The organism is Nibrella viscosa, from assembly GCF_039541875.1.
Taxonomy (GTDB): domain Bacteria; phylum Bacteroidota; class Bacteroidia; order Cytophagales; family Spirosomataceae; genus Nibrella; species Nibrella viscosa.
Genome location: NZ_BAABHB010000002.1, coordinates 847,060 through 866,149, shown reverse-complemented (window position 1 = coordinate 866,149; position 19,090 = coordinate 847,060). Strand labels below are relative to the sequence as shown.

Sequence of the window (19,090 nt, the reverse complement as noted above, 5' to 3'; positions counted from 1 at the left end):
AGCGTTATTTTACTTGTTCCTGGTGTTTTACCACCGTCATTGCCGATGAAATAATAGACGCCATATCGCCGAAATTAGCCGGCAGTATCAGCGTGTTGTTCGTTCTGGCCAGTTTGCCGAACTGATCGACCAGTTGTTCGGCTACCCGAAGCTGCACGGCATCCATGCCGCCCCGCTGCTGAATGGCTTCCGCCACCTTCCGGATACTTTCGGCCGTAGCGTCGGCTACGGTTATAATGGCCTCGGCCTCACCGGCCGCTTCGTTGATCTGCCGCAGCCGGATACCCTCCGACTCCAGCACGACCTTCTGCTTCTGCCCTTCGGCCAGGTTGATGGCCGACTGCTTCTCGCCTTCCGATTGTAGAATCACGGCCCGCTTTTCGCGCTCGGCCTGCATCTGCTTCTCCATCGCATTTAGTACCGTCTGCGGGGGTGTAATGTTCTTGATTTCGTAGCGCAGCACCTTGACACCCCAGCTGATAGCCGCTTCGTCTATAGACTGCACCACCGCCCGGTTGATGGTCATCCGCTCCTCAAAGGTCTTGTCGAGTTCGATTTTACCAATCTCGCTCCGCATCGTCGTCTGCGACAACTGACTCACGGCAAAGCGGTAATCGGCAATCCCGTATGACGCTTTCTGCGGGTCGACAACCTGGATAAAGATAACACCATCGACGCGAACCTGCACGTTATCGCGGGTGATACAGATTTGTTCCGGAATATCAAGAGCGGCTTCTTTCAGGCTGTGCCGGTAGGCTACCCGGTCGAAGAACGGAATGATAAAGTTAATACCGGGCTGCAATACGGCATAGAATTTTCCCAGCCGCTCGACCACGTAGGCTGTCTGCTGCGGCACCACCTTGACAGTCATAAAGACAAAAAGCAGTGCCAGGATCGTAATGGTTAAGAATACGTAAAACATGGTTCGGTAGGTGTTAAAAGGGTGATTGATAGCGGAAAATTGGTGGAAAAAGCGGTGTGGTCCAAGCCTTGTAAGGATAAGCAGAAAAAAGCACAAATGAAAGGATGCCGGGATTGAGGAACGGAAAGGGCCAGAACCATTTTACCGGAACAGACGTATTGCTGTAAAACAGCTCTACCAGATACGCATGCATTTCAGCCATTCTGTTCCCATAGCCCGGTACCTGCTTCTGCTCATAACCGCCTTGGTAACAGCAGCCTGTACGCAGCAGCCTCCCACTTATAAAGCCGGCTCCGGTAACCCCGTCAACCATTTTGCATTTGACCAGCTTCTTCAGAAGCACGTCAACGAGCGCGGCTTAGTGGATTATATGGGGCTCAAAGCAGCCGAGAAACCGTTTAATGACTATCTGAATCTGTTAAGCCAGAATCCACCCTCCGACCAATGGAGCCAATCGGAGCAAATGGCTTATTGGATCAATGCCTACAATGCCTTTACCGTTAAGCTGATTCTGGACCACTACCCGGTAGAGAGCATCAAAGACATTGGACCACCAATTCAGATTCCGTTTGTGTATACCCCGTGGACCAAAAAATTCTTTACCATCGGGGGCACCAAAATGAGCCTCGACAACATTGAGCACGGTATCCTGCGTAAGCAGTTTAATGATCCGCGCATCCATTTCGCGCTGGTATGTGCCGCCATGTCCTGCCCGCGCCTGCGAAATGAAGCTTATACGAGCGACAAGCTAAACCAGCAGCTTGATGACCAGGGACACCATTTCCTGAACAATCCGGCGAAGAATAAAATCAGCGCAGACCAGGCCGCGCTGTCCAAATACTTCGACTGGTACAAAGGCGACTGGCAGGAGAACGGCCAATCGGTAGTGACGTGGGTGAACCGCTATTCAGCCGTTAAGATTACAAACAATACCCCAATCTCGTACCTGGATTATAACTGGAGCCTGAACGAGCAGTAGATGTTCTGTTTATTGTAAGCAGGTAGTGTAGTTGTGTTTTACTGATATATCAATAAGTTTTCGTCCCGCCGGCAATCTGATTCTTTCTTTTAGCAGTATGTATGGTCATTCCGAACAATTCCGAATGCCTATGCGCTAAAACAATTCTACTTTTTCCTATCGCTTTTCTGCTGTCCGCCTTACAGGTTGCCTCCCAACGCAACTAGCGCCCCCGTGCGTCCACATCCATCATTTTTCTTTTTCCACTTTCAAAAAACACCGCATATGTGTATATTTCCTTATGGAAGACTAAGGGTTAGTTTTCTTTTGTATGCCCTGTTAACGGTGACCATCGGCAGTTATGCCTCCAGCCACCGTGAGGCCCCGCTGATCTCCCAGGACCCGCTAGCCGATAACACGGATGTCTACGCCTTCAAAAGCCCCGACGATCCGAACACCATTACCATTATCGCCAATTACATTCCGTTTGAATCCCCGGAGGGTGCCCCCAACTTCTACGACTTCGGCACCAACATTCGGTATGAGATTCATATCAAAAACAAGACGACCACAACTGGCGATGACATTACCTACCGGTTTACGTTTTCAAAAACCGACCAGGACCCGTCGACCTTTTTCTACATCCGGCTCGGTAAGCAAAACCGCAAAACGACCTATAAATGCGAAAAAAGCCTCGACGGCGGCAAAACGTTTACGACCATTGTGATGAATGGCCTGGTGCCGCCGGCCAATGTGGGACCCCGCTCCATCGAAAACAATACGGTTGGCTTAGGCACCACCTACGAGGCTCTTGTGCAGCAGGCAATTGCCACGGCCACTACCGGCGAACAGGTATTTTGCGGACCGGTCGATGACCCGTTCTTTGTCGATCTGGCGGGCGCATTCGATGTGGGCAACTTCCGGCCGGCCGGTAATATGACCAATCCGCCCAAAGATGGTCTGAACCGCTTCAACGTACACTCCATCGCCCTGAAAGTTCCGGTCAGCCTGTTGCAGAAAGACGGCAAGGGCGTTGACCAGGCCAGCGACATTCTGGATTCCGATTACGTCATCGGCGTGTGGGCATCGGCCAGTCGCCAGATGGTCAGAACGCTGAATAACACCGGTGAGGTAGGTTACTCGGGTGAGTGGGTGCAGGTGTCCCGGCTGGGTATGCCGCTGACCAACGAAGCGGTAATCCCTATTGGGATGAAAGACAAATGGAACGGCCTGACGCCCTACAACGGCAGCGACCTGCAGTTTGCACCTTACTTTACCAACCCGGAGCTGGCCCTGTACATGGACGACTCCCAGTTTGGCCAGGCGGTTCCTTCGCTGAATGCGCTACGCATCCAGACCAAATCGCTGGGTTCGTTCGACTTCCGCAACGGCAAGCCCGGCCTGTTTCCCCTGAAAGGCACGGCGGCCCTCAACGGCACGGCCCTGTCAGAGGCCGCGTTTGGCAGTATCCTGCTGCCCGACAACAAAAGCCCTCGTGCTGTTGATCTGCTGCCGATCTTTTACACGGGCGTACCCAACCTGCCGCCCTACCAACTGGCAACCGGCAAGGGAGGTAATCCGCTGGCTAAAGGCAAGCCGTTCATCAACAATTTTCTGCCGACGCTGGGCGATATGCTGCGGCTGAACATGGCCGTGCCGGCTACCCCGCGAAACCATCCCAAGTTCAGTTCGCTGGGGCTGGTGCAGGCGGCCGTGCTGGGTTTGACCGATCCGGCGTACAACAATCCGAAAACCAACCTGAAGTTCATTCCCAACATGGACGGCTTTCCTAACGGCCGACGGCTGGAAGACGATGTCACCACGATTGAACTGCAGGCGGTATCGGGTGTTGTGCTGGCGGCTATCGGGTTGTTCTACGACGACGCTACGCCAACCATGCCGGTATCGCCCCGCTTGCAAAGTGTGCTGGGCTTTACTGCCGGACCCACCCAAAACGACACTGAGTTTAAGAAGGTGTTTCCGTACGAGCAAAATCCCTGGAGAGGGTTTGATTATCCACAAAAAGCCCGGTTCTAACCCCAACAGCGTATCCGTTTAAAATATGAAGAAGCTTTTGTATCTGGCAGGCTTCCTGGCAATGATTTGCCTCCTGCCCTTATGGTCTGTTGCCTCCTCGCACCGCGAAGCCCCGCTCATCTCCGAAGATCCGCTGGCCGACAATACCGATCTGTATGCCTTTAAAAGCCCGACTAACCCGGAAAACATTGTCCTAATCGCCAACTATATTCCGTTTGAGCACCCGGCCGGTGGCCCAAACTGGTACTCGTTCGGCGAGAATATCCGGTACGAAATTCACGTCGATAATAACGCGTCGACACCCGGCGACGACATTATCTACCGGTTTACCTTCCGGAAGATGAATGAGGACCCCACCACCTTTTTCCTCATCCGGCTCAGCCGGGAAAACCTGAAAACAACGTACACCTGCGAGCGGAGTATGGATGGCGGCCAGACGTTCACCACCATTGTGGAGAACGGCATGGTACCCCCGCCTAACATTGGACCCCGTTCCATTGAAAACAAGACGGTCGGCTTAGGTGCATCTTCCTACGAAGAACTCGTGCAGAAGTCGATCATGACGGCGGCTACGGGGGAGAAAATCTTCTGCGGCCCGGTCGATGATCCGTTCTTTGTAGACCTGGGTGGCATATTTGACGTGGGCAATGTGCGCCCGAACAGTGGCCGCGATGCCGTGGCTAAATTCAACTGCCACTCCATTGTTATTGAGGTTCCCGTTGCTTCGCTGCAGAAAGACAAAAAAACGGTAGCTCAGGCCGGCAATATGCTCGACCCCGATTACGTCATCGGCGTGTGGGCATCGGCCAGTCGCCGGCAGGTTACTACCCTGAGCAGCAGTGGCGAAACAGGCTACTCCGGCGGCTGGGTGCAGGTGTCCCGGCTGGGTATGCCGCTGACCAACGAAGCGGTAATCCCTATTGGGATGAAAGACAAATGGAACGGCCTGACGCCCTACAACGGCAGCGACCTGCAGTTTGCACCTTACTTTACCAACCCGGAGCTGGCCCTGTACATGGACGACTCCCAGTTTGGCCAGGCGGTTCCTTCGCTGAATGCGCTACGCATCCAGACCAAATCGCTGGGTTCGTTCGACTTCCGCAACGGCAAGCCCGGCCTGTTTCCCCTGAAAGGCACGGCGGCCCTCAACGGCACGGCCCTGTCAGAGGCCGCGTTTGGCAGTATCCTGCTGCCCGACAACAAAAGCCCTCGTGCTGTTGATCTGCTGCCGATCTTTTACACGGGCGTACCCAACCTGCCGCCCTACCAACTGGCAACCGGCAAGGGAGGTAATCCGCTGGCTAAAGGCAAGCCGTTCATCAACAATTTTCTGCCGACGCTGGGCGATATGCTGCGGCTGAACATGGCCGTGCCGGCTACCCCGCGAAACCATCCCAAGTTCAGTTCGCTGGGGCTGGTGCAGGCGGCCGTGCTGGGTTTGACCGATCCGGCGTACACCAACATAAACCTGCAGTTCATTCCCAACATGGACGGCTTTCCTAACGGCCGACGGCTGGAGGATGATGTCACGACCATTGCGTTTCAGGCGGTGTCTGGGGTTGTGCTGGCGGCCATCGGTCTCTGGTATGACGATTACATCCCGACGGTTACGGCGAGTCCGGTTACCCCGCAGTTGGTCAATGTACTGAGCTTTAATGCCGGAGTCACCAAAAACGATACCACCTTCAAAGCCGTGTTTCCTTATGAGCAGAACCCCTGGCGGGGCTTTCAAGGCAACAGCTACACAGGGCCGACGCTACCGCCGGCATCTGCTCAATTGGCCGCCACGGTAGTAAGCTATAACTGCGCCACGGGTGCGATTGTGTTTGGCCGGACGGGCGGTGACCCTAACCGGCAGGTCGAATACATGGCAGCGGGTGTAACGCCATACACCACCGATGTGAATCAACGCATTGGACCCGAAGCCCGGCGGGAGCAGACCAAAAACCAGACGATTACCCTAAAGGCCCGCTACGTAGGAGATCCGTCCTCTGAGGTACAATACATCTTCGACTTCGGAGCGTTCTGCAGCTCGGCGGCCCGACTGAGTGCCGAACAGCCGGAGCCACTCACAGCGCGGGTATTGGGCAACCCCGCAACCGGAGATGAGGTAATTGTAGAGATACGGGGGGCCGCCGGGCAGCCGCTGCAGTTGCAGGTCATCAACAGCCAGGGCCAGTCAATGAACGAGACTACGGTGGGTCTCGCCAAAGACGTAGAGCACCAGAAGGTGCGTCTGGGCCGGCAATCGGGTATTTACCTGCTACAGATGATAACCCCAACGCAGCGCCAAACCATCCGGATTATCCGGCAATAGCCGTGTATCCGGTTGGTCAACTGTTTTCCTGATTAAACCAGGTGCCGTTTGACCGTTGGGTCAAACGGCACCTTTACCCTCATTCAATCACTCTAATCCAGCCTTTTTATGTCTGCTTATCGATTTTTCAGCAAACAAGCCGCCCCGCTTTTCGGGGTAATGATGCTAGCAGTAGTGGCGTTTAGCTGCACCCAGCCTAAAGACAAAACAGCCACCGCCACCGTTGGCACGGATATGCCGGCCCTCTTTGAGCGACAGGGCGAACTAGCCAAAGCCGTTGAGTGGGAGCGCACCAAAAGCAAAGTTGCCGAACTAAAGCAAAAAATCACCAGTCATCCTAGCGAGGTTAAGCCACGCCTGCAACTGGCAACAATTTACCTGTCTGAAGCCCGCATTACCGGCGAACACCCATACTATTACCCGGCGGTCTTATCGATTCTGGACGGTGTTCTGACGATCGACCCCAACAACTTTGAGGCTACGACCTTCAAGGCATCGGTAAAAATGTCACAGCACCAGTTTGCCGAAGCCCGGACGCTGGCCAGACAAGCCCGGAACATAAACCCCAACAACGCGTATGTGTACGGTGTGCTGGTCGACGCCAACGTTGAACTGGGTAACTACGATGAGGCCGTGACCATGTCGGATACCATGCAGCGGCTTAAGCCTTCGCTGGAGTCGTATTCGCGGGCCTCTTACCTGCGCGAGATCTACGGCAACTACCCTGGTGCAATTGCCGTGATGAAGCTGGCGGTACAGGCCGGTTTGCCCGGCTCCGAACCCCAATGCTGGAGCAAAACCACGCTGGGGTATCTGTATGAGACCACCGGCAAGCTGAAGGAAGCCGAAATGCAGTACAACGAGATTCTGGCGATGCGGCCCAGCTATGCCTTTGCGCTGAGAGGACTGGCGCGTATTCACAAGAGCCGCAAGGAGTACGACAAAGCGCTGGCCTTATTGGCGCAAGCAGCCGGAATTATGCCTGAGTTCTCGTTTCACGAAGACATGGCCGATATCTACGCCTTGCAGGGCCAAACCGAAAAAGCCCGTACCAAGTATGCCGAAGTGGTAAAGATGCTGGAAGAAGATGCCAAATCCGGCCATGCCGTTGACCTGGAGCTGTGTAAACTATTTACCAAATCGGGGCAGTGGGAGCTGGCCCAGGCCTACGGATTGAAGGAATACCAGAAGCGGCCGAAAAACATTGATGTCAACCAGGCGCTGGCCTGGGTTTATTTTAACCAGAAGAATTTCCAGAAAGCCCGGCAACACATGCAGGTAGCTTTGCGTACAGGTAACAAAGACCCCGAACGCTTGCAGCAGGCCGGAGCCATCGAAATAGCACTCGGTCATGTACCGCAGCAAAAGAAACTACTGGCAGAAGCCCAAAAAAACTAATCTGGGATTTACCCTGTAAACGCAACCTATGAATAAGGCGGCTTTTGCCCTGCTTTTCCTGCTGATGAGCCTGCAGGCAGTTGCGCACTTGGGTAATCTGGCCGGAACGGTCTATGACCAGACCACTCATCAGCCGCTTCGCGGGGTAACGGTGCAGCTAACGGGCCTGGGTAAAGCCACCCTGACCAACGAACTGGGGCAATTCCGCTTTGAAGGATTGGTGGCGGCCACCTATAAACTGGAATGCTCGCACCTCGGCTTCCAGGCCCAGGTAATTACCGCAGCGGTGCAGCACGACCAGACAACTACCGTGCAGATCACCCTGACGAGTGCCCCGGTAACGCTGCGCGAAGTAGTGGTGTCGTCGCTACGGGCGCACGAGCAGCAACTGATTAGTTCGTTAGCCATTAAACTGCGGCCGGTCACCAACTCGCAAGAGATTCTGCGGTTGGTGCCGGGACTGTTTATCGGCCAGCACGCGGGCGGAGGAAAGGCCGAACAGATTTTTCTGCGGGGCTTTGACCTCGATCACGGCACCGACATTCGCCTGACGGTTGATGGCATACCCGTCAATATGGTCTCCCACGCGCACGGGCAGGGCTACGCCGACCTGCACTTTGTCATCCCTGAACTGGTCGAGGGCGTAGACTTCAAAAAAGGCCCGTACCATTCCGACAAGGGAAATTTTGCCACGGCCGGCTGGGTTGACTTCCAAACCCGCACCACCCTCGACCGCTCCTTTGTCAAGCTGGAGGGTGGTCAGTTCGACACCTTCCGGGTCGTGGCCGGGCTGGATTTGCTGGGGGGTAAGGGTGGGGCTACCAGGCAGACCAACAAAGAGTCGGCTTATCTCGCATCGGAATACACGTACAGCAATTCGTATTTCGATAACCCACAGCATTTCAACCGGCTGAATATCGTGGGCAAATACCACCGGCACCTCACGCCCAATACCTATCTGACCCTCAGCGGCTCAACGTTCCGGAGCCGGTGGAACCACTCGGGTCAGATACCCGACCGGGCGGTAACACAGGGATTGATCGGCTTTTTTGGGTCTATTGATCCGACGGAAGGTGGCCAGACCAGCCGCACCAACGCCAGCGCCGAACTTATGACGGTAACGCCCCGCAACCACATCCTGAAAAATCAGGTATTCTACAGCAACTACGCCCTGACGCTGTATTCCAACTTCACCTTTTTCCTGGAAGACAGCTTGCATGGCGATCAGATCAGGCAGTTGGAAGCCCGCAATCTGTTTGGCTATACCGGCAGCTATACCCGTACCGATTTCCTGGGCAGCACGCGCTTTACCTCTTCGGCGGGGGCGCAATACCGGCAGGACATCACCCACCAAACGGAACTGGCCCATACAAAAAATCGCACTGAAACCCTCGAACAGCGGCAGTTCGGCAACATCAACGAGGTGAATGCCGGCCTGTATGTTGATGAGCAGATCGAATTTTCTGACCGCTTGATGGTCCATGCCGGTGTCCGGGCCGATTACTTCCGGAATCAATACGAAGACCTGTTGGTACAACCCGCCGGCCTGAAACGCGCCCAGGTCGCCATTGTCTCCCCCAAGCTGAATTTATACTATACCGTCAATCCCAGGCTCCAGCTCTACCTGAACACCGGCAAAGGTTTTCACTCCAACGACACGCGGGTAGTGGTGGCCCAGCCGGGACGCCGGAGTTTGCCACCGGCGCTCGGTTCCGACCTGGGGCTCATAGCCAAACCGTTTCCGAAACTGCTTGTTCAGACGGCGCTGTGGTATCTCTGGCTGCAACAGGAGTTTGTGTATGTGGGCGATGCCGGCGTTATTGAGCCCAGTGGCCGCTCACGCCGGCAAGGCCTTGATGTTTCGCTACGGTACCAGCTCACCCGGCATCTGTACGCGGATGTCGATCTGAATACGGCCTCACCCCGCAACCTGGACGCCGAAAATGGGGCCGACTATATACCCCTGGCACCGGTATTTACGTCGGCGGGTGGTTTGTCGCTGAAAATGTCCGACGGGCTGAGCGGTTCGATACGCTACCGCTACCTGAGCGACCGCCCGGCCACCGAGACGAATTCCATTGTGGCAAAAGGGTATTTTATCACCGACCTGCAGGCCAACTACAACCGGCCCGGATACAACCTGGGTTTATCGGTTCAGAACCTGTTCAACACGCGCTGGAAAGAAACGCAATTTGCGACGGAAAGCCGGCTGCAAGGCGAATCAGCTCCCGTAAATGAGATTCATTTCACCCCCGGGACGCCGTTTTTTGCCCGGCTGAGCGTTACTTTTTTCTTTTAAGCACAACTCCTTCAAACGCGTAAAACAAAGGTATAGCCGGCATTCTCCTTGTCGGTCAGCCGGTTTGTTTTCTTGTGTTATTTAGCCGTTCAATATCACCGGACGCTTGTTCCTTAGGTGAGTGGTAATATACCTTTGTTCAATCACCCGCAGCGCTTCTTCCACCAATCCATCAATACCTATTCCAATCTGGCTTATTTCTTTTTCGGTATCCTCATCCTGCTCATTGCCCGGCATGATCACCGGCACCGGACAAACCGCCCGACGAATCGCTTAGCCGGCTTTCCCCTGATGGGCGTCTGCTTTGTGTATCTGAGTATTGGCAGTGCTTTTTTCCATGCCTCCCTCACGTATGCAGGCGAGCGGATCAATATGAACGCTACCTACAGCATTCTGCTCACGCTGGTGGACATTACCCTCTACTACATCGGCCACCGCATCCGGTTGAGCGGTTCACCAAGGGCTATGGGTAATTTCGCGGTTAGCGGTGATTGGCTTGTTTTACCGATTGCGCTGCGGGTGCCCAGTTCCCGGCTGGTACCCGCCCTGATTCTGCTGTTGAACGCTGGGATGGTGATCCACTATGTCCAGTTCAGGCGGCAACGCTCCATTTCGATTGTGCTGCTGAGCTTGGTGCTGGTTGTCCTGGCCATCTGCATCCGTACGCTAGATGTACAAAAAGTGGGCTGCGATCCGTATTTCTTCTTTCAGGGCCACGCACTGTGGCATCTGCTGACGGCCTTAAGCAGTTTCTGTAGTTATTGTTTCTTCCGGTTTCCTAAAGCCGAATAAACCCTACCCACAAAAAGTTCGGTCCCGCCTGCTAACAGACAATGCCGGACTACCACTATCTATCCGTTTATAACCTATTTTCTAAAGAACAGTTGGGCCAGGGGAGCCAGTGTAGCAAAATTCAGCAGCGCACCCGTCACGCAGTATACGCAGACTTTCTTCTGAACAGCCGCCATGTTGTAGAGGTAGTACGCTCCACCAGCGGCCTGCCCCAGCACCGAACCGGCCAGCAGCCAATCGAATACATTACCCCGTTTCCTGCTTTTTATGGCTCCGGCGGCCAGCAACACGTTGGCAGCATATAGCGACAGGCTCACCGGCCCGTCCGGTATACCCATCACCTGCGCGTCGTTGGCGGCATTGATGGTGTTGGAGTCGAAAAGCTCACCGGGCAGGTCGGGCAGTGATTTGATCACCCCCAACTGATACAGCGAGATAACGCTAAAATCGATAAGTCCGATTGCGCTCAGGGCGGCAATCTGGCGCCGGTCGTCGGCGGCCTCACTGTGCGCGGCTCTGACCACCCGAACGGCAGATTCGTTGTTTTTCATAACACGTTGGCTTTAGTTGTTAACAGACGTTTACAAACGGGTTACCTACGGAGGAGCAACCCTCCCAGCACTAAGCCGATCAGCACCGTTGCCGCCACCGGTACGGCCTGGTGCCGGCCCAGCCATCCAACTACGCTAACGTCATGAGCCTGTTCATCAAAACGGCCGTGTGCTCCGTAATCGCCCTTCACCGGTTCGTATAGGTTATCAGGCCGGCCCGGTTGCTCCGGCACATCGCTCTGCTGGCCCTGAAAGCCTTGTTTGGCCAGCACCCAGTCACCGACCAGGGGGAGCAATTTATTACCCAATATAGCCTGTAGCGTTGGAAAGCCTACCTTAAACTCCCGGTCCGGATTATGGGCGGCATAGTAAACGGTGCGGGCCGCCACCTCCGGCTGATAGATCTTGCCCATAGGCCGCATTTTATTCGGCATTCGATTCCGTGTCCAGTCAAACTGAGGGGTATTCATGCCGGGTAGCTGCACCATCGTTACCTTCACATCGCTTTTCTCGTGGAGCAATTCGGCCCGCAGCGAATCATAAAAGCCCTGGATGGCGTGTTTGGCGGCACAGTAGGCTGATTGCAGCGGAATACCCCGGTACGCCAGCGCCGACCCAACCAGCACTATGCTGCCCCGGTTGCGGGGCTTCATGCGGTTCAGAGCCACCATGGTGCCGTACACCTGCCCCAGATACGTAACCTCGGTAACGCGCCGGTATTCGTCCGGCTGCATCTCCCATACCGGACTGAGTACACTCACCATCGCGTTGTTTACCCACACATCAATAGCACCCCACTGCTGTTCTACCTCGGCGGCTGCCCGCTCCAGTTGGTCGAAATCGGCAACGTCGGCCGGGAAAATCAGGGCCTCCCCGCCTGATTCTTCAATTTCTTTCTTTGCCGATTGCAGTCGTTCTTCCTCACGGGCAATCAGCGCGACCCGAGCGCCATGCCGGGCAAATTCCTGGGCGATGGCGCGGCCCAGTCCGGCCGACGCGCCGGTGATAACTACTACTTCTTTTTCGTTCATCATGCAGTTTGTCGATTTATTGTTCGTCGGTATTTTCTGTCTCCAGGACAACCAAGTGCCGGGCAAGAGTCAGTTATTGACCTCGAAAACAAGCGTTTCAGGACGGGTTAGCGTAGCCATAGGTATGCGAGTAGTCCCTTCAGAAAGGGATCAATAGGCTGTAAACTAGCGGTCTATATAAAGGGTACTACAGGAGTAACCAATTTGTTCGGAGATATTGCCGGGTAGCCCGCTTTCCTATCGTTTGGTAATTTTCCGGACAAGGCCGGTTACCTTTATCCGTATTCTTTGTTGTAATAAGCAATCAGCCGGATCTGCTCATCGTTGATCCTGTACAGCTTCGCCGGCACCGCTATCACTTCGTATGAACGCAACTTCTCCCGAACATTTTGACGCTATCATTATCGGCGTCGGGCAGGCCGGTAAACCGCTGGCCCTGGACCTTTCCGAAAAAGGCTGGAAAACTGCTGTAATTGAGCGCAAATTTTTAGGCGGAAGCTGTATCAACTATGGCTGCACCCCCACCAAATCGCTGGTGGCCTCCGCACAGGTAGCGCACCAGGCCCGCCGTTCCCGGGAGTACGGCATTGGCACCGGTGCTGTTCAGGTTGATTATACAGCCGTGAAGCAGCGAAAAGATCAGATCGTCGAGCAGTTTCGGGACGGTATTCGGCAGAAATTTGATGAGGCCGAGCACCTGACGCTCATCCGGGGCGAAGCCCGTTTTACCGGTCCTAAACAGGTAGACGTGGCGCTGAACGAAGGGGGAAGCCGGACGTTGACGGCCGACCATATTTTTATCGACACCGGCACCAGCCCCCGCAAACCGGACCTGCCCGGTCTGGACACAATTACCTGGCTGACGTCTACCTCGCTGATGGAACTGGCAGAACTCCCGCAACACCTGCTGATTATGGGTGGCGGCTATATCGGGCTGGAATTTGGGCAGATGTTCCGGCGCTTCGGCAGCGAGGTTACCCTGCTTGAACGCGGTGACCAACTGCTGAGCCGGGAAGACAAAGACATTGCCGATGAGATGGCCCGATTCCTCCGCGACGAAGGCATCCGCATACAGCTGAACACCCAAATCGAACAGGTCAGCCGAGACTCATCCGGCCAGATTAACCTATCGCTGAAAACCGCCGAGGAAACGCATACGGTGAGCGGTTCCCATTTGCTTATTGCCATTGGTAGTACCCCTAATACAACTGCCCTCAACCTCGAAGCGGCCGGTATTGAGACAGACAAGCACGGCTACATACGGACAAACGAGCGGCTGGAAACCAGTCAACCGGGCATTTACGCCCTGGGGGATGTAAAAGGTGGCCCGGCGTTTACCCACATCTCTTACGACGACTACCGGATAATCCGCCAAAACCTGCTGGACGGCGGAAACACCACCATCACCAGCCGCCCGGTGCCGTACACGGTCTTTACCGATCCTCAACTGGGCCGTATAGGGCTTTCGGAAAAGGAGGCTACCGAACAAGGGCGAACCTTCAAAATAGCGTCTATGCCCATGTCGTGGGTAGCACGTGCCATTGAAACCAGTCAGACGACCGGGCAGATGAAAGCCATAGTGGACGCCGACACGGGACAGATACTGGGCGCGGCTATCCTGGGCATGGAGGGCGGTGAACTGATGGCGATGCTGCAAATAGCCATGATGGGCAAGGTGCCTTATACTGCGCTCAGAGACGCCGTTTTTTCGCACCCGACGCTGGCCGAATCGCTCAACACCTTGTTTAGCCAGATTGACTAATTATCTGTTTTTCTGTTGCCGATTCTCAACGTATGCACCCATTGGCTGACCTTCAATTAGTATACCCGCCGATTACCGATTTAGCCCTGATCGGCGACCAGCGTACGGCCGCCATTATCACCAAAGCAGGCACTGTAGTGTGGTACTGTCCCGGTAAGTTCGACAACCCATCGCTGTTTGCTTCCCTGCTGGATAGCTCCGCTGGCGGTTTTTGGGCGGTTGAGTTACCGGAGAAACAGGTTGTCCACCGACAATACCTCAACCAATCAGGCATTCTCCAGACTACGCTCCGGTCAGCCTCCGGACAAATACAACTCACCGACTGGATGCCGATGGGCGCAGACAGTCTGCCGGGCATTTGCCGCCGGTTTACGAAAGCACCTGACGATATGGAGCTTGTGGTGAGACCGGCTCCCGATTATGGCCGGTCTACAGTCTCGCTGACCCAACAGGATGGGGCTGTTGTGATTAACAACCAGTGGGCGTACTATGCCTCCCACCCGACCCGGATCGACAACGGTTCGCTCCGCACCCCTATTCCGAAAGGCGATACCAGTTGGGCGTTTCTGACGACCGCAGATACCGAACGACCCACACCGGCGCAGATGCAGGAGTGGCTGCTCCAGACCACCAAAGCCTGGGACAATATAGCCGTCCACACGACCTACGAGGGTCCATACCAGCGGGAGGTTGCCGACTCGGTACGCGCTATCCGCCTGCTGACCTACGCCCCTACCGGCGGTATTATTGCCGCACCGACCACCTCCCTGCCCGAAGTGATCGGCGGAGAACGTAATTACGACTACCGCTACGTCTGGCTCCGCGATTCCGCCATGATTATCAGCGCCCTCACCCGCTGCAACAGCGATGGGGTTGAGGAACGGCGTTTTTTGAGCTTTATCTGCGATACAGCATATAACATTCCCGATTTCCTCAAAACACCGCTGTTTTCTATTCATCAGGAAGCGGTAAAAGGTGAAGCGTTTCTGTCGCTGAACGGTTACCAAAACAGCCGGCCGGTACGGATTGGCAACAACGCCAATGTGCAGTTGCAGTTAGACAGCCTGGGTAACGTCCTACTGGCTGCCAAGCTGATCTACAACCGCTACGACACCCGCGAACACTGGCCGATTGTTGAGCAGATTGCCGATTTTCTGGTCGATAACTGGCAGCAGCCGGATCATGGCCTTTGGGAAGAGCGCGGAAAAAAGGAGTACACCAGCAGCAAGGTGATCGTTGCCCAGAGCCTGCATTTTCTGGCGAAACTTCAGCCAGATACCCAAAAGAAGAAACACTGGCAACAGACCGTAGAAACAATCCGGGAGTTTGTTCGGCAGCATTGCCTCACCCGCGACGGGGCTTATGCCGTGTACGCGGGCAGCAACGATGTAGATGTGTCGGCGGCCCTTTTCCCGGTGTGGGCATACACCGAGCCGGATACCGACGAGATGAAAGCCACAATGGCGCGGCTGGAACGCGACTACTGTCGCGAAAATCTCTACTGGCGGCACCTCGAATACCCGAGCGACAGGCCGGAAGGGGCCTTCCTGGCCGGCACGTTCTGGGTAGCGCAGTACTGGATCATGCGGAAAGAATACGCCAAAACCACCCGCATCATTGATGCCGCTTTGGCCTACATGAATGACGTAGGCTTGTTTGCCGAAGAAGCCGACCCCGACAGCCGGTGTATGCTTGGTAATTTCCCCCAGTCGTTTGTTCACGCAGCGCTGATCGGGGCTGCCATTGATCTGAATAATGCACAGGGTGGCCATTGAGGCTACCCGTCCTGTTTACAGATACTGCGCCACAACATGCCTCGCTCGTTCGGCGGTTTCCAGCACCAGCGGATGGCGGGGCTGGTGCTGGGCAGCATCCAGGTCGGCAATGGTGTCCTTGAACATCAGGTATACCGGCAGTTCGTGCGATTCCAGCTTCGATTTGGTGTAGACCAGCACAGGCTTTACCTTACCCTCAGCCGCCAGCCGGTTGTATTCTTTTTTGGCCTCGGCAAAACTTTCGTCCGTTGGACCAAAGCCAATGGTCTGCTCCGGCAGGGGCTGGGCTTTACGCTGGGCTAATTTACCATCCAGATCGGTTAGCATCTGGCGCAACCGGAACGTATCCTTGCCGGTACGAATGCGCTCCCGTAAAGACTGACGGATGAGGTACGTCAGCGAGTTGGTGATGTTCATGCCGATTTCGGCCATCTGCTTGAAGATGAGCGATGCCGGCGACATGCCCGGAATAGTGTTGGGGTCGTGCAGCAAAACACGGCCGTCGGGCGTCAGGAAGCCATCGATGCGCGAGTAGACGTTGATACCCAGCCGTGTGAATACCTCGGCCACCGCCTGCTGAATCTTGCGGTTATGCTCCAGACTGGCTTCGACTGGTATGCGCTTGCGGGTGGTATTGGACTGGTATTTGGATTTGAAATCGAAACTGGTGACGTTGTAAACCTCCGTTGGCGGCAAGGCAATGGCCATGCCTTCGTCGTCCTGAATAACCCCGCACGAAAACTCCTGACCGGTAATGAACTCCTCAAACAGCACCTCGTCTTCGGCATGAACAGAAGAAAGCGTGACGGGCTGCTGATGGTCCGCCAGAAAATCGAGCAAGGCCTGCGGAGAGCGCAGAATCGTACCGGTCTGTTCCGCTACTACCGGGTAGCCGATGCTTTCGTCCAGATTGGCGATGCGCTGGGCGTAATCCCGCTTATCGCCATCGGATAAGGCGCTCCACTCCTGCGGCTCTACCGTCAGGGTAAAGAAGCACTGCTCCACCGCCCGGCAGAACGCACTCAGGTTGTTGTCGCGAATGATAGCCACCCCGATAGACGAGCCCTGGTGCGGAGCTTTGACCACCACCGGCAACCCCAGATGCTCCACCAGCGAGGAGAAGAACGCATCTTTATTCGCCCTCAACCAGGCATCACGGGTAATGACAGTGGTCTTTTTCTGCTGCCCATTGACGAGTGCGATCAATTCGTTTTGCAGAATCTTGTTGATCCCCACCGCCGAACCCATCAGCCCCGGCCCGGTGTAAGGGATCTTATACCACTCGAACAAACCCTGGATACTGCCGTCTTCGCAGTCGGGGCCGTGCATGGCCAGAAACGCTATATCAAAATGCTGTTTGAAATCGTCTGGTTTGATTTCGGAATACTGACTGGACCAATCATCTTCCGGCAAGGACTCATCATAGACCGAAAACCCGGATACCTCCGGCAGTATCTGGCGGATGGCTGTATGCTGGAGTATGTCCGGAGTAGCCAGCCGGAACCGGCCGGTACCGTCCACAAAAACTAATACCGGCTCAAACAAGGACTTGTCGATATGGTCGAATGCCGTGCGCCCGCCGGCGAATGATATTTCCCGTTCCCGCGAGGGACCGCCGAAGAAGATTCCTACTTTCACTGTGCTCAGTTGGTCTATTGACGGCGCAAACTACAAAAAAAGCCGTCCCGCAGGGTAGCAGGACGGCTTTTTTCGGGTGTTCGTTATTCTATAAGCCCGGCGGCTCAGAAAGGCGAGGTGATATTCACGGCTTCTACCTTGATTACTTCGGGTACGGCCTTCAGCACGGCTTCTTCCAGACCGGCCTTAAAGGTCATGGCCGACATCGGGCACGAACCGCAGGCACCCACCAGCTCGAGCCGCACCACGCGGTCGTCGGTCAATTCCAGCACCTTTACGTTGCCGCCGTCTGCTTCCAGATACGGGCGGATACCGTTCAGGGCTTTTTCTATTCGTTCAATGATTTCGCTGTTACCTACCGCTGTTTCCATGTCGGCTTTATTTTACAAGAGCTGTGGTAAAAATACCATTATTTAGGTAAGAAAGCAAGGTGCGTTCTATTCATAACCGTTTCGTTACACCCGAAGTTCCACCCGCTTTGTCTGGTCGAGCTCGGCATTGCGTATAGAGACGAACTGCGCCAGGGCTTCGGCCGCCGACCGGAAGGCATCGGCCGCAACAGGCTCATCGCTGATGACCGCCGGCTTACCTTCGTCACCCGCTTCGCGGATGCGCTGCACCAGCGGAATCTGGCCCAGCAACGGTACGCTAAACTTATCGGCCAGTTGCTGCCCACCGCCTTTGCCAAAAATGTAGTACTTCGAATCGGGTAGTTCGGCGGGGGTGAAATACGACATGTTTTCGATCACGCCCAGCACCGGCACGTTGATCTGCGGCTGCCGGAACATAGCCAGGCCTTTGATGGCATCGGCCAGGGCAACTTTCTGCGGAGTAGTTACAATTACGGCTCCGGTTACGGGCACGGTCTGCACCAGCGTCAGGTGAATATCGCTGGTACCGGGAGGCAGGTCGATCAGCAGGTAGTCAAGTTCGCCCCAGTTGGTATCGCCAAAAAACTGCCGCAGGGCCTGGCTCGCCATGGGACCACGCCAGACCACCGCGCTGTCGGCCGGGGTCAGGAAACCAATCGACATCAGTTTAACGCCAAACTGCTGCACGGGCTGCAACAGATTCCGGCCATTTACCTCCGCCACTGCCGGCTGAATATCCTCGGCCCCGAACATGACCGGCATCGACGGGCCAAAAATATCGGCGTCGATGATACCGACTTTCGCGCCCGACCGGTGCAGGGCCACCGCCAGGTTAGCCGTTACGGTCGACTTGCCCACGCCCCCTTTCCCGGAGGCAACGGCAATGATATTCTTCACGCCCGGCAGCACCGGCGCGTTGTTTCTGGTAGAGGTCACATCGGCGGTCATATCCACCCGCACCTGAATGCTGGGGCCAATATGGGTATGAATCGCGTCTTCGCAACGCTTCCGGATCAGCTCTTTCAGCGGACAGGCCGGCGTGGTCAGTACGACGGTAAAACGCACCTGATCGATGCCCAGCTCAATATCTTTGATCATATTGAGCGACACCAGGTCTTTTTTCAGGTCCGGTTCTTCTACGTGGCTGAGCGCCTGCAGAACCGATTCTTTGGTCAATTTATAGGTAGACATACGTGATACAGTACGGTCGGATATAGTGCTAACCCCACGAAAGGCCGA

14 protein-coding genes are annotated in these 19,090 nt (G+C 55.3%); 8 read left to right on the top strand and 6 right to left on the bottom strand.

Annotated features, from left to right (window positions below; genetic code table 11):
- Nucleotides 1-4: 4 nt before the first annotated feature.
- Complete coding sequence (locus tag ABD931_RS08080) at nucleotides 5-922, bottom strand: SPFH domain-containing protein (protein ID WP_345265765.1); 918 nt, start codon at nucleotides 920-922, stop codon at nucleotides 5-7.
- A gap of 187 nt (nucleotides 923-1,109) precedes the next feature.
- Between ABD931_RS08080 and ABD931_RS08075 the strand changes: the two genes are divergently transcribed.
- From ABD931_RS08075 to ABD931_RS08050, 6 genes are all read left to right on the top strand, one after another.
- Nucleotides 1,110-1,901: a DUF547 domain-containing protein gene (locus ABD931_RS08075; protein ID WP_345265763.1), complete on the top strand. Its 792-nt coding sequence runs from the start codon at nucleotides 1,110-1,112 to the stop codon at nucleotides 1,899-1,901.
- Between the two features lie 264 nt (nucleotides 1,902-2,165).
- Nucleotides 2,166-3,917 carry a DUF4331 domain-containing protein gene (locus tag ABD931_RS08070; RefSeq protein WP_370469310.1) on the top strand — a complete coding sequence of 584 codons (1,752 nt, stop codon included), beginning with the start codon at nucleotides 2,166-2,168 and terminating at the stop codon, nucleotides 3,915-3,917.
- Between the two features lie 25 nt (nucleotides 3,918-3,942).
- Nucleotides 3,943-6,234, top strand: coding sequence for a DUF4331 family protein (locus ABD931_RS08065; protein ID WP_345265761.1), 2,292 nt, complete (start codon nucleotides 3,943-3,945; stop codon nucleotides 6,232-6,234).
- A gap of 108 nt (nucleotides 6,235-6,342) precedes the next feature.
- On the top strand, nucleotides 6,343-7,632 hold the full coding sequence (locus tag ABD931_RS08060; protein WP_345265759.1) for a tetratricopeptide repeat protein: 1,290 nt from the start codon (nucleotides 6,343-6,345) through the stop codon (nucleotides 7,630-7,632).
- Between the two features lie 28 nt (nucleotides 7,633-7,660).
- On the top strand, nucleotides 7,661-9,931 hold the full coding sequence (locus ABD931_RS08055; protein ID WP_345265757.1) for a TonB-dependent receptor: 2,271 nt from the start codon (nucleotides 7,661-7,663) through the stop codon (nucleotides 9,929-9,931).
- 135 nt (nucleotides 9,932-10,066) lie between these two features.
- Entirely contained in the window at nucleotides 10,067-10,723 is a 657-nt protein-coding gene (locus tag ABD931_RS08050; RefSeq protein ID WP_345265755.1) for a ceramidase domain-containing protein, read from the top strand.
- Nucleotides 10,724-10,797: 74 nt separating this feature from the next.
- Here the strand turns inward: ABD931_RS08050 and ABD931_RS08045 are convergent, their stop codons facing one another.
- A complete protein-coding gene (locus ABD931_RS08045) occupies nucleotides 10,798-11,274 on the bottom strand; it encodes a vitamin K epoxide reductase family protein (protein WP_345265753.1) in 477 nt (158 codons plus the stop codon).
- 41 nt (nucleotides 11,275-11,315) lie between these two features.
- Nucleotides 11,316-12,308, bottom strand: coding sequence for an SDR family oxidoreductase (locus tag ABD931_RS08040; RefSeq protein ID WP_345265751.1), 993 nt, complete (start codon nucleotides 12,306-12,308; stop codon nucleotides 11,316-11,318).
- 361 nt (nucleotides 12,309-12,669) lie between these two features.
- Between ABD931_RS08040 and ABD931_RS08035 the strand changes: the two genes are divergently transcribed.
- On the top strand, nucleotides 12,670-14,067 hold the full coding sequence (locus ABD931_RS08035) for a mercuric reductase (protein WP_345265749.1): 1,398 nt from the start codon (nucleotides 12,670-12,672) through the stop codon (nucleotides 14,065-14,067).
- Between the two features lie 32 nt (nucleotides 14,068-14,099).
- Nucleotides 14,100-15,842, top strand: coding sequence for a glycoside hydrolase family 15 protein (locus ABD931_RS08030; RefSeq protein ID WP_345265747.1), 1,743 nt, complete (start codon nucleotides 14,100-14,102; stop codon nucleotides 15,840-15,842).
- 15 nt (nucleotides 15,843-15,857) lie between these two features.
- Here the strand turns inward: ABD931_RS08030 and ABD931_RS08025 are convergent, their stop codons facing one another.
- The 3 genes from ABD931_RS08025 to ABD931_RS08015 form a co-directional block, all read right to left on the bottom strand.
- On the bottom strand, nucleotides 15,858-17,480 hold the full coding sequence (locus ABD931_RS08025; protein WP_345265745.1) for a D-alanine--D-alanine ligase family protein: 1,623 nt from the start codon (nucleotides 17,478-17,480) through the stop codon (nucleotides 15,858-15,860).
- Nucleotides 17,481-17,584: 104 nt separating this feature from the next.
- Nucleotides 17,585-17,851, bottom strand: coding sequence for a NifU family protein (locus ABD931_RS08020; RefSeq protein ID WP_345265743.1), 267 nt, complete (start codon nucleotides 17,849-17,851; stop codon nucleotides 17,585-17,587).
- Between the two features lie 84 nt (nucleotides 17,852-17,935).
- Nucleotides 17,936-19,042 carry an Mrp/NBP35 family ATP-binding protein gene (locus tag ABD931_RS08015; RefSeq protein ID WP_345265741.1) on the bottom strand — a complete coding sequence of 369 codons (1,107 nt, stop codon included), beginning with the start codon at nucleotides 19,040-19,042 and terminating at the stop codon, nucleotides 17,936-17,938.
- Nucleotides 19,043-19,090: the final 48 nt, after the last annotated feature.

Bases quoted from the DNA above. Each gene is read 5' to 3' on its own strand.
- ABD931_RS08015 (WP_345265741.1), bottom strand. From the start codon at position 19,042: ATGTCTACCTATAAATTGACCAAAGAATCGGTTCTGCAGGCGCTCAGC.
- ABD931_RS08020 (WP_345265743.1), bottom strand. From the start codon at position 17,851: ATGGAAACAGCGGTAGGTAACAGCGAAATCATTGAACGAATAGAAAAA.
- ABD931_RS08045 (WP_345265753.1), bottom strand. From the start codon at position 11,274: ATGAAAAACAACGAATCTGCCGTTCGGGTGGTCAGAGCCGCGCACAGT.
- ABD931_RS08065 (WP_345265761.1), top strand. From the start codon at position 3,943: ATGAAGAAGCTTTTGTATCTGGCAGGCTTCCTGGCAATGATTTGCCTC.
- ABD931_RS08040 (WP_345265751.1), bottom strand. From the start codon at position 12,308: ATGATGAACGAAAAAGAAGTAGTAGTTATCACCGGCGCGTCGGCCGGA.
- ABD931_RS08075 (WP_345265763.1), top strand. From the start codon at position 1,110: ATGCATTTCAGCCATTCTGTTCCCATAGCCCGGTACCTGCTTCTGCTC.
- ABD931_RS08055 (WP_345265757.1), top strand. From the start codon at position 7,661: ATGAATAAGGCGGCTTTTGCCCTGCTTTTCCTGCTGATGAGCCTGCAG.
- ABD931_RS08070 (WP_370469310.1), top strand. From the start codon at position 2,166: ATGTGTATATTTCCTTATGGAAGACTAAGGGTTAGTTTTCTTTTGTAT.
- ABD931_RS08030 (WP_345265747.1), top strand. From the start codon at position 14,100: ATGCACCCATTGGCTGACCTTCAATTAGTATACCCGCCGATTACCGAT.
- ABD931_RS08035 (WP_345265749.1), top strand. From the start codon at position 12,670: ATGAACGCAACTTCTCCCGAACATTTTGACGCTATCATTATCGGCGTC.
- ABD931_RS08080 (WP_345265765.1), bottom strand. From the start codon at position 922: ATGTTTTACGTATTCTTAACCATTACGATCCTGGCACTGCTTTTTGTC.
- ABD931_RS08060 (WP_345265759.1), top strand. From the start codon at position 6,343: ATGTCTGCTTATCGATTTTTCAGCAAACAAGCCGCCCCGCTTTTCGGG.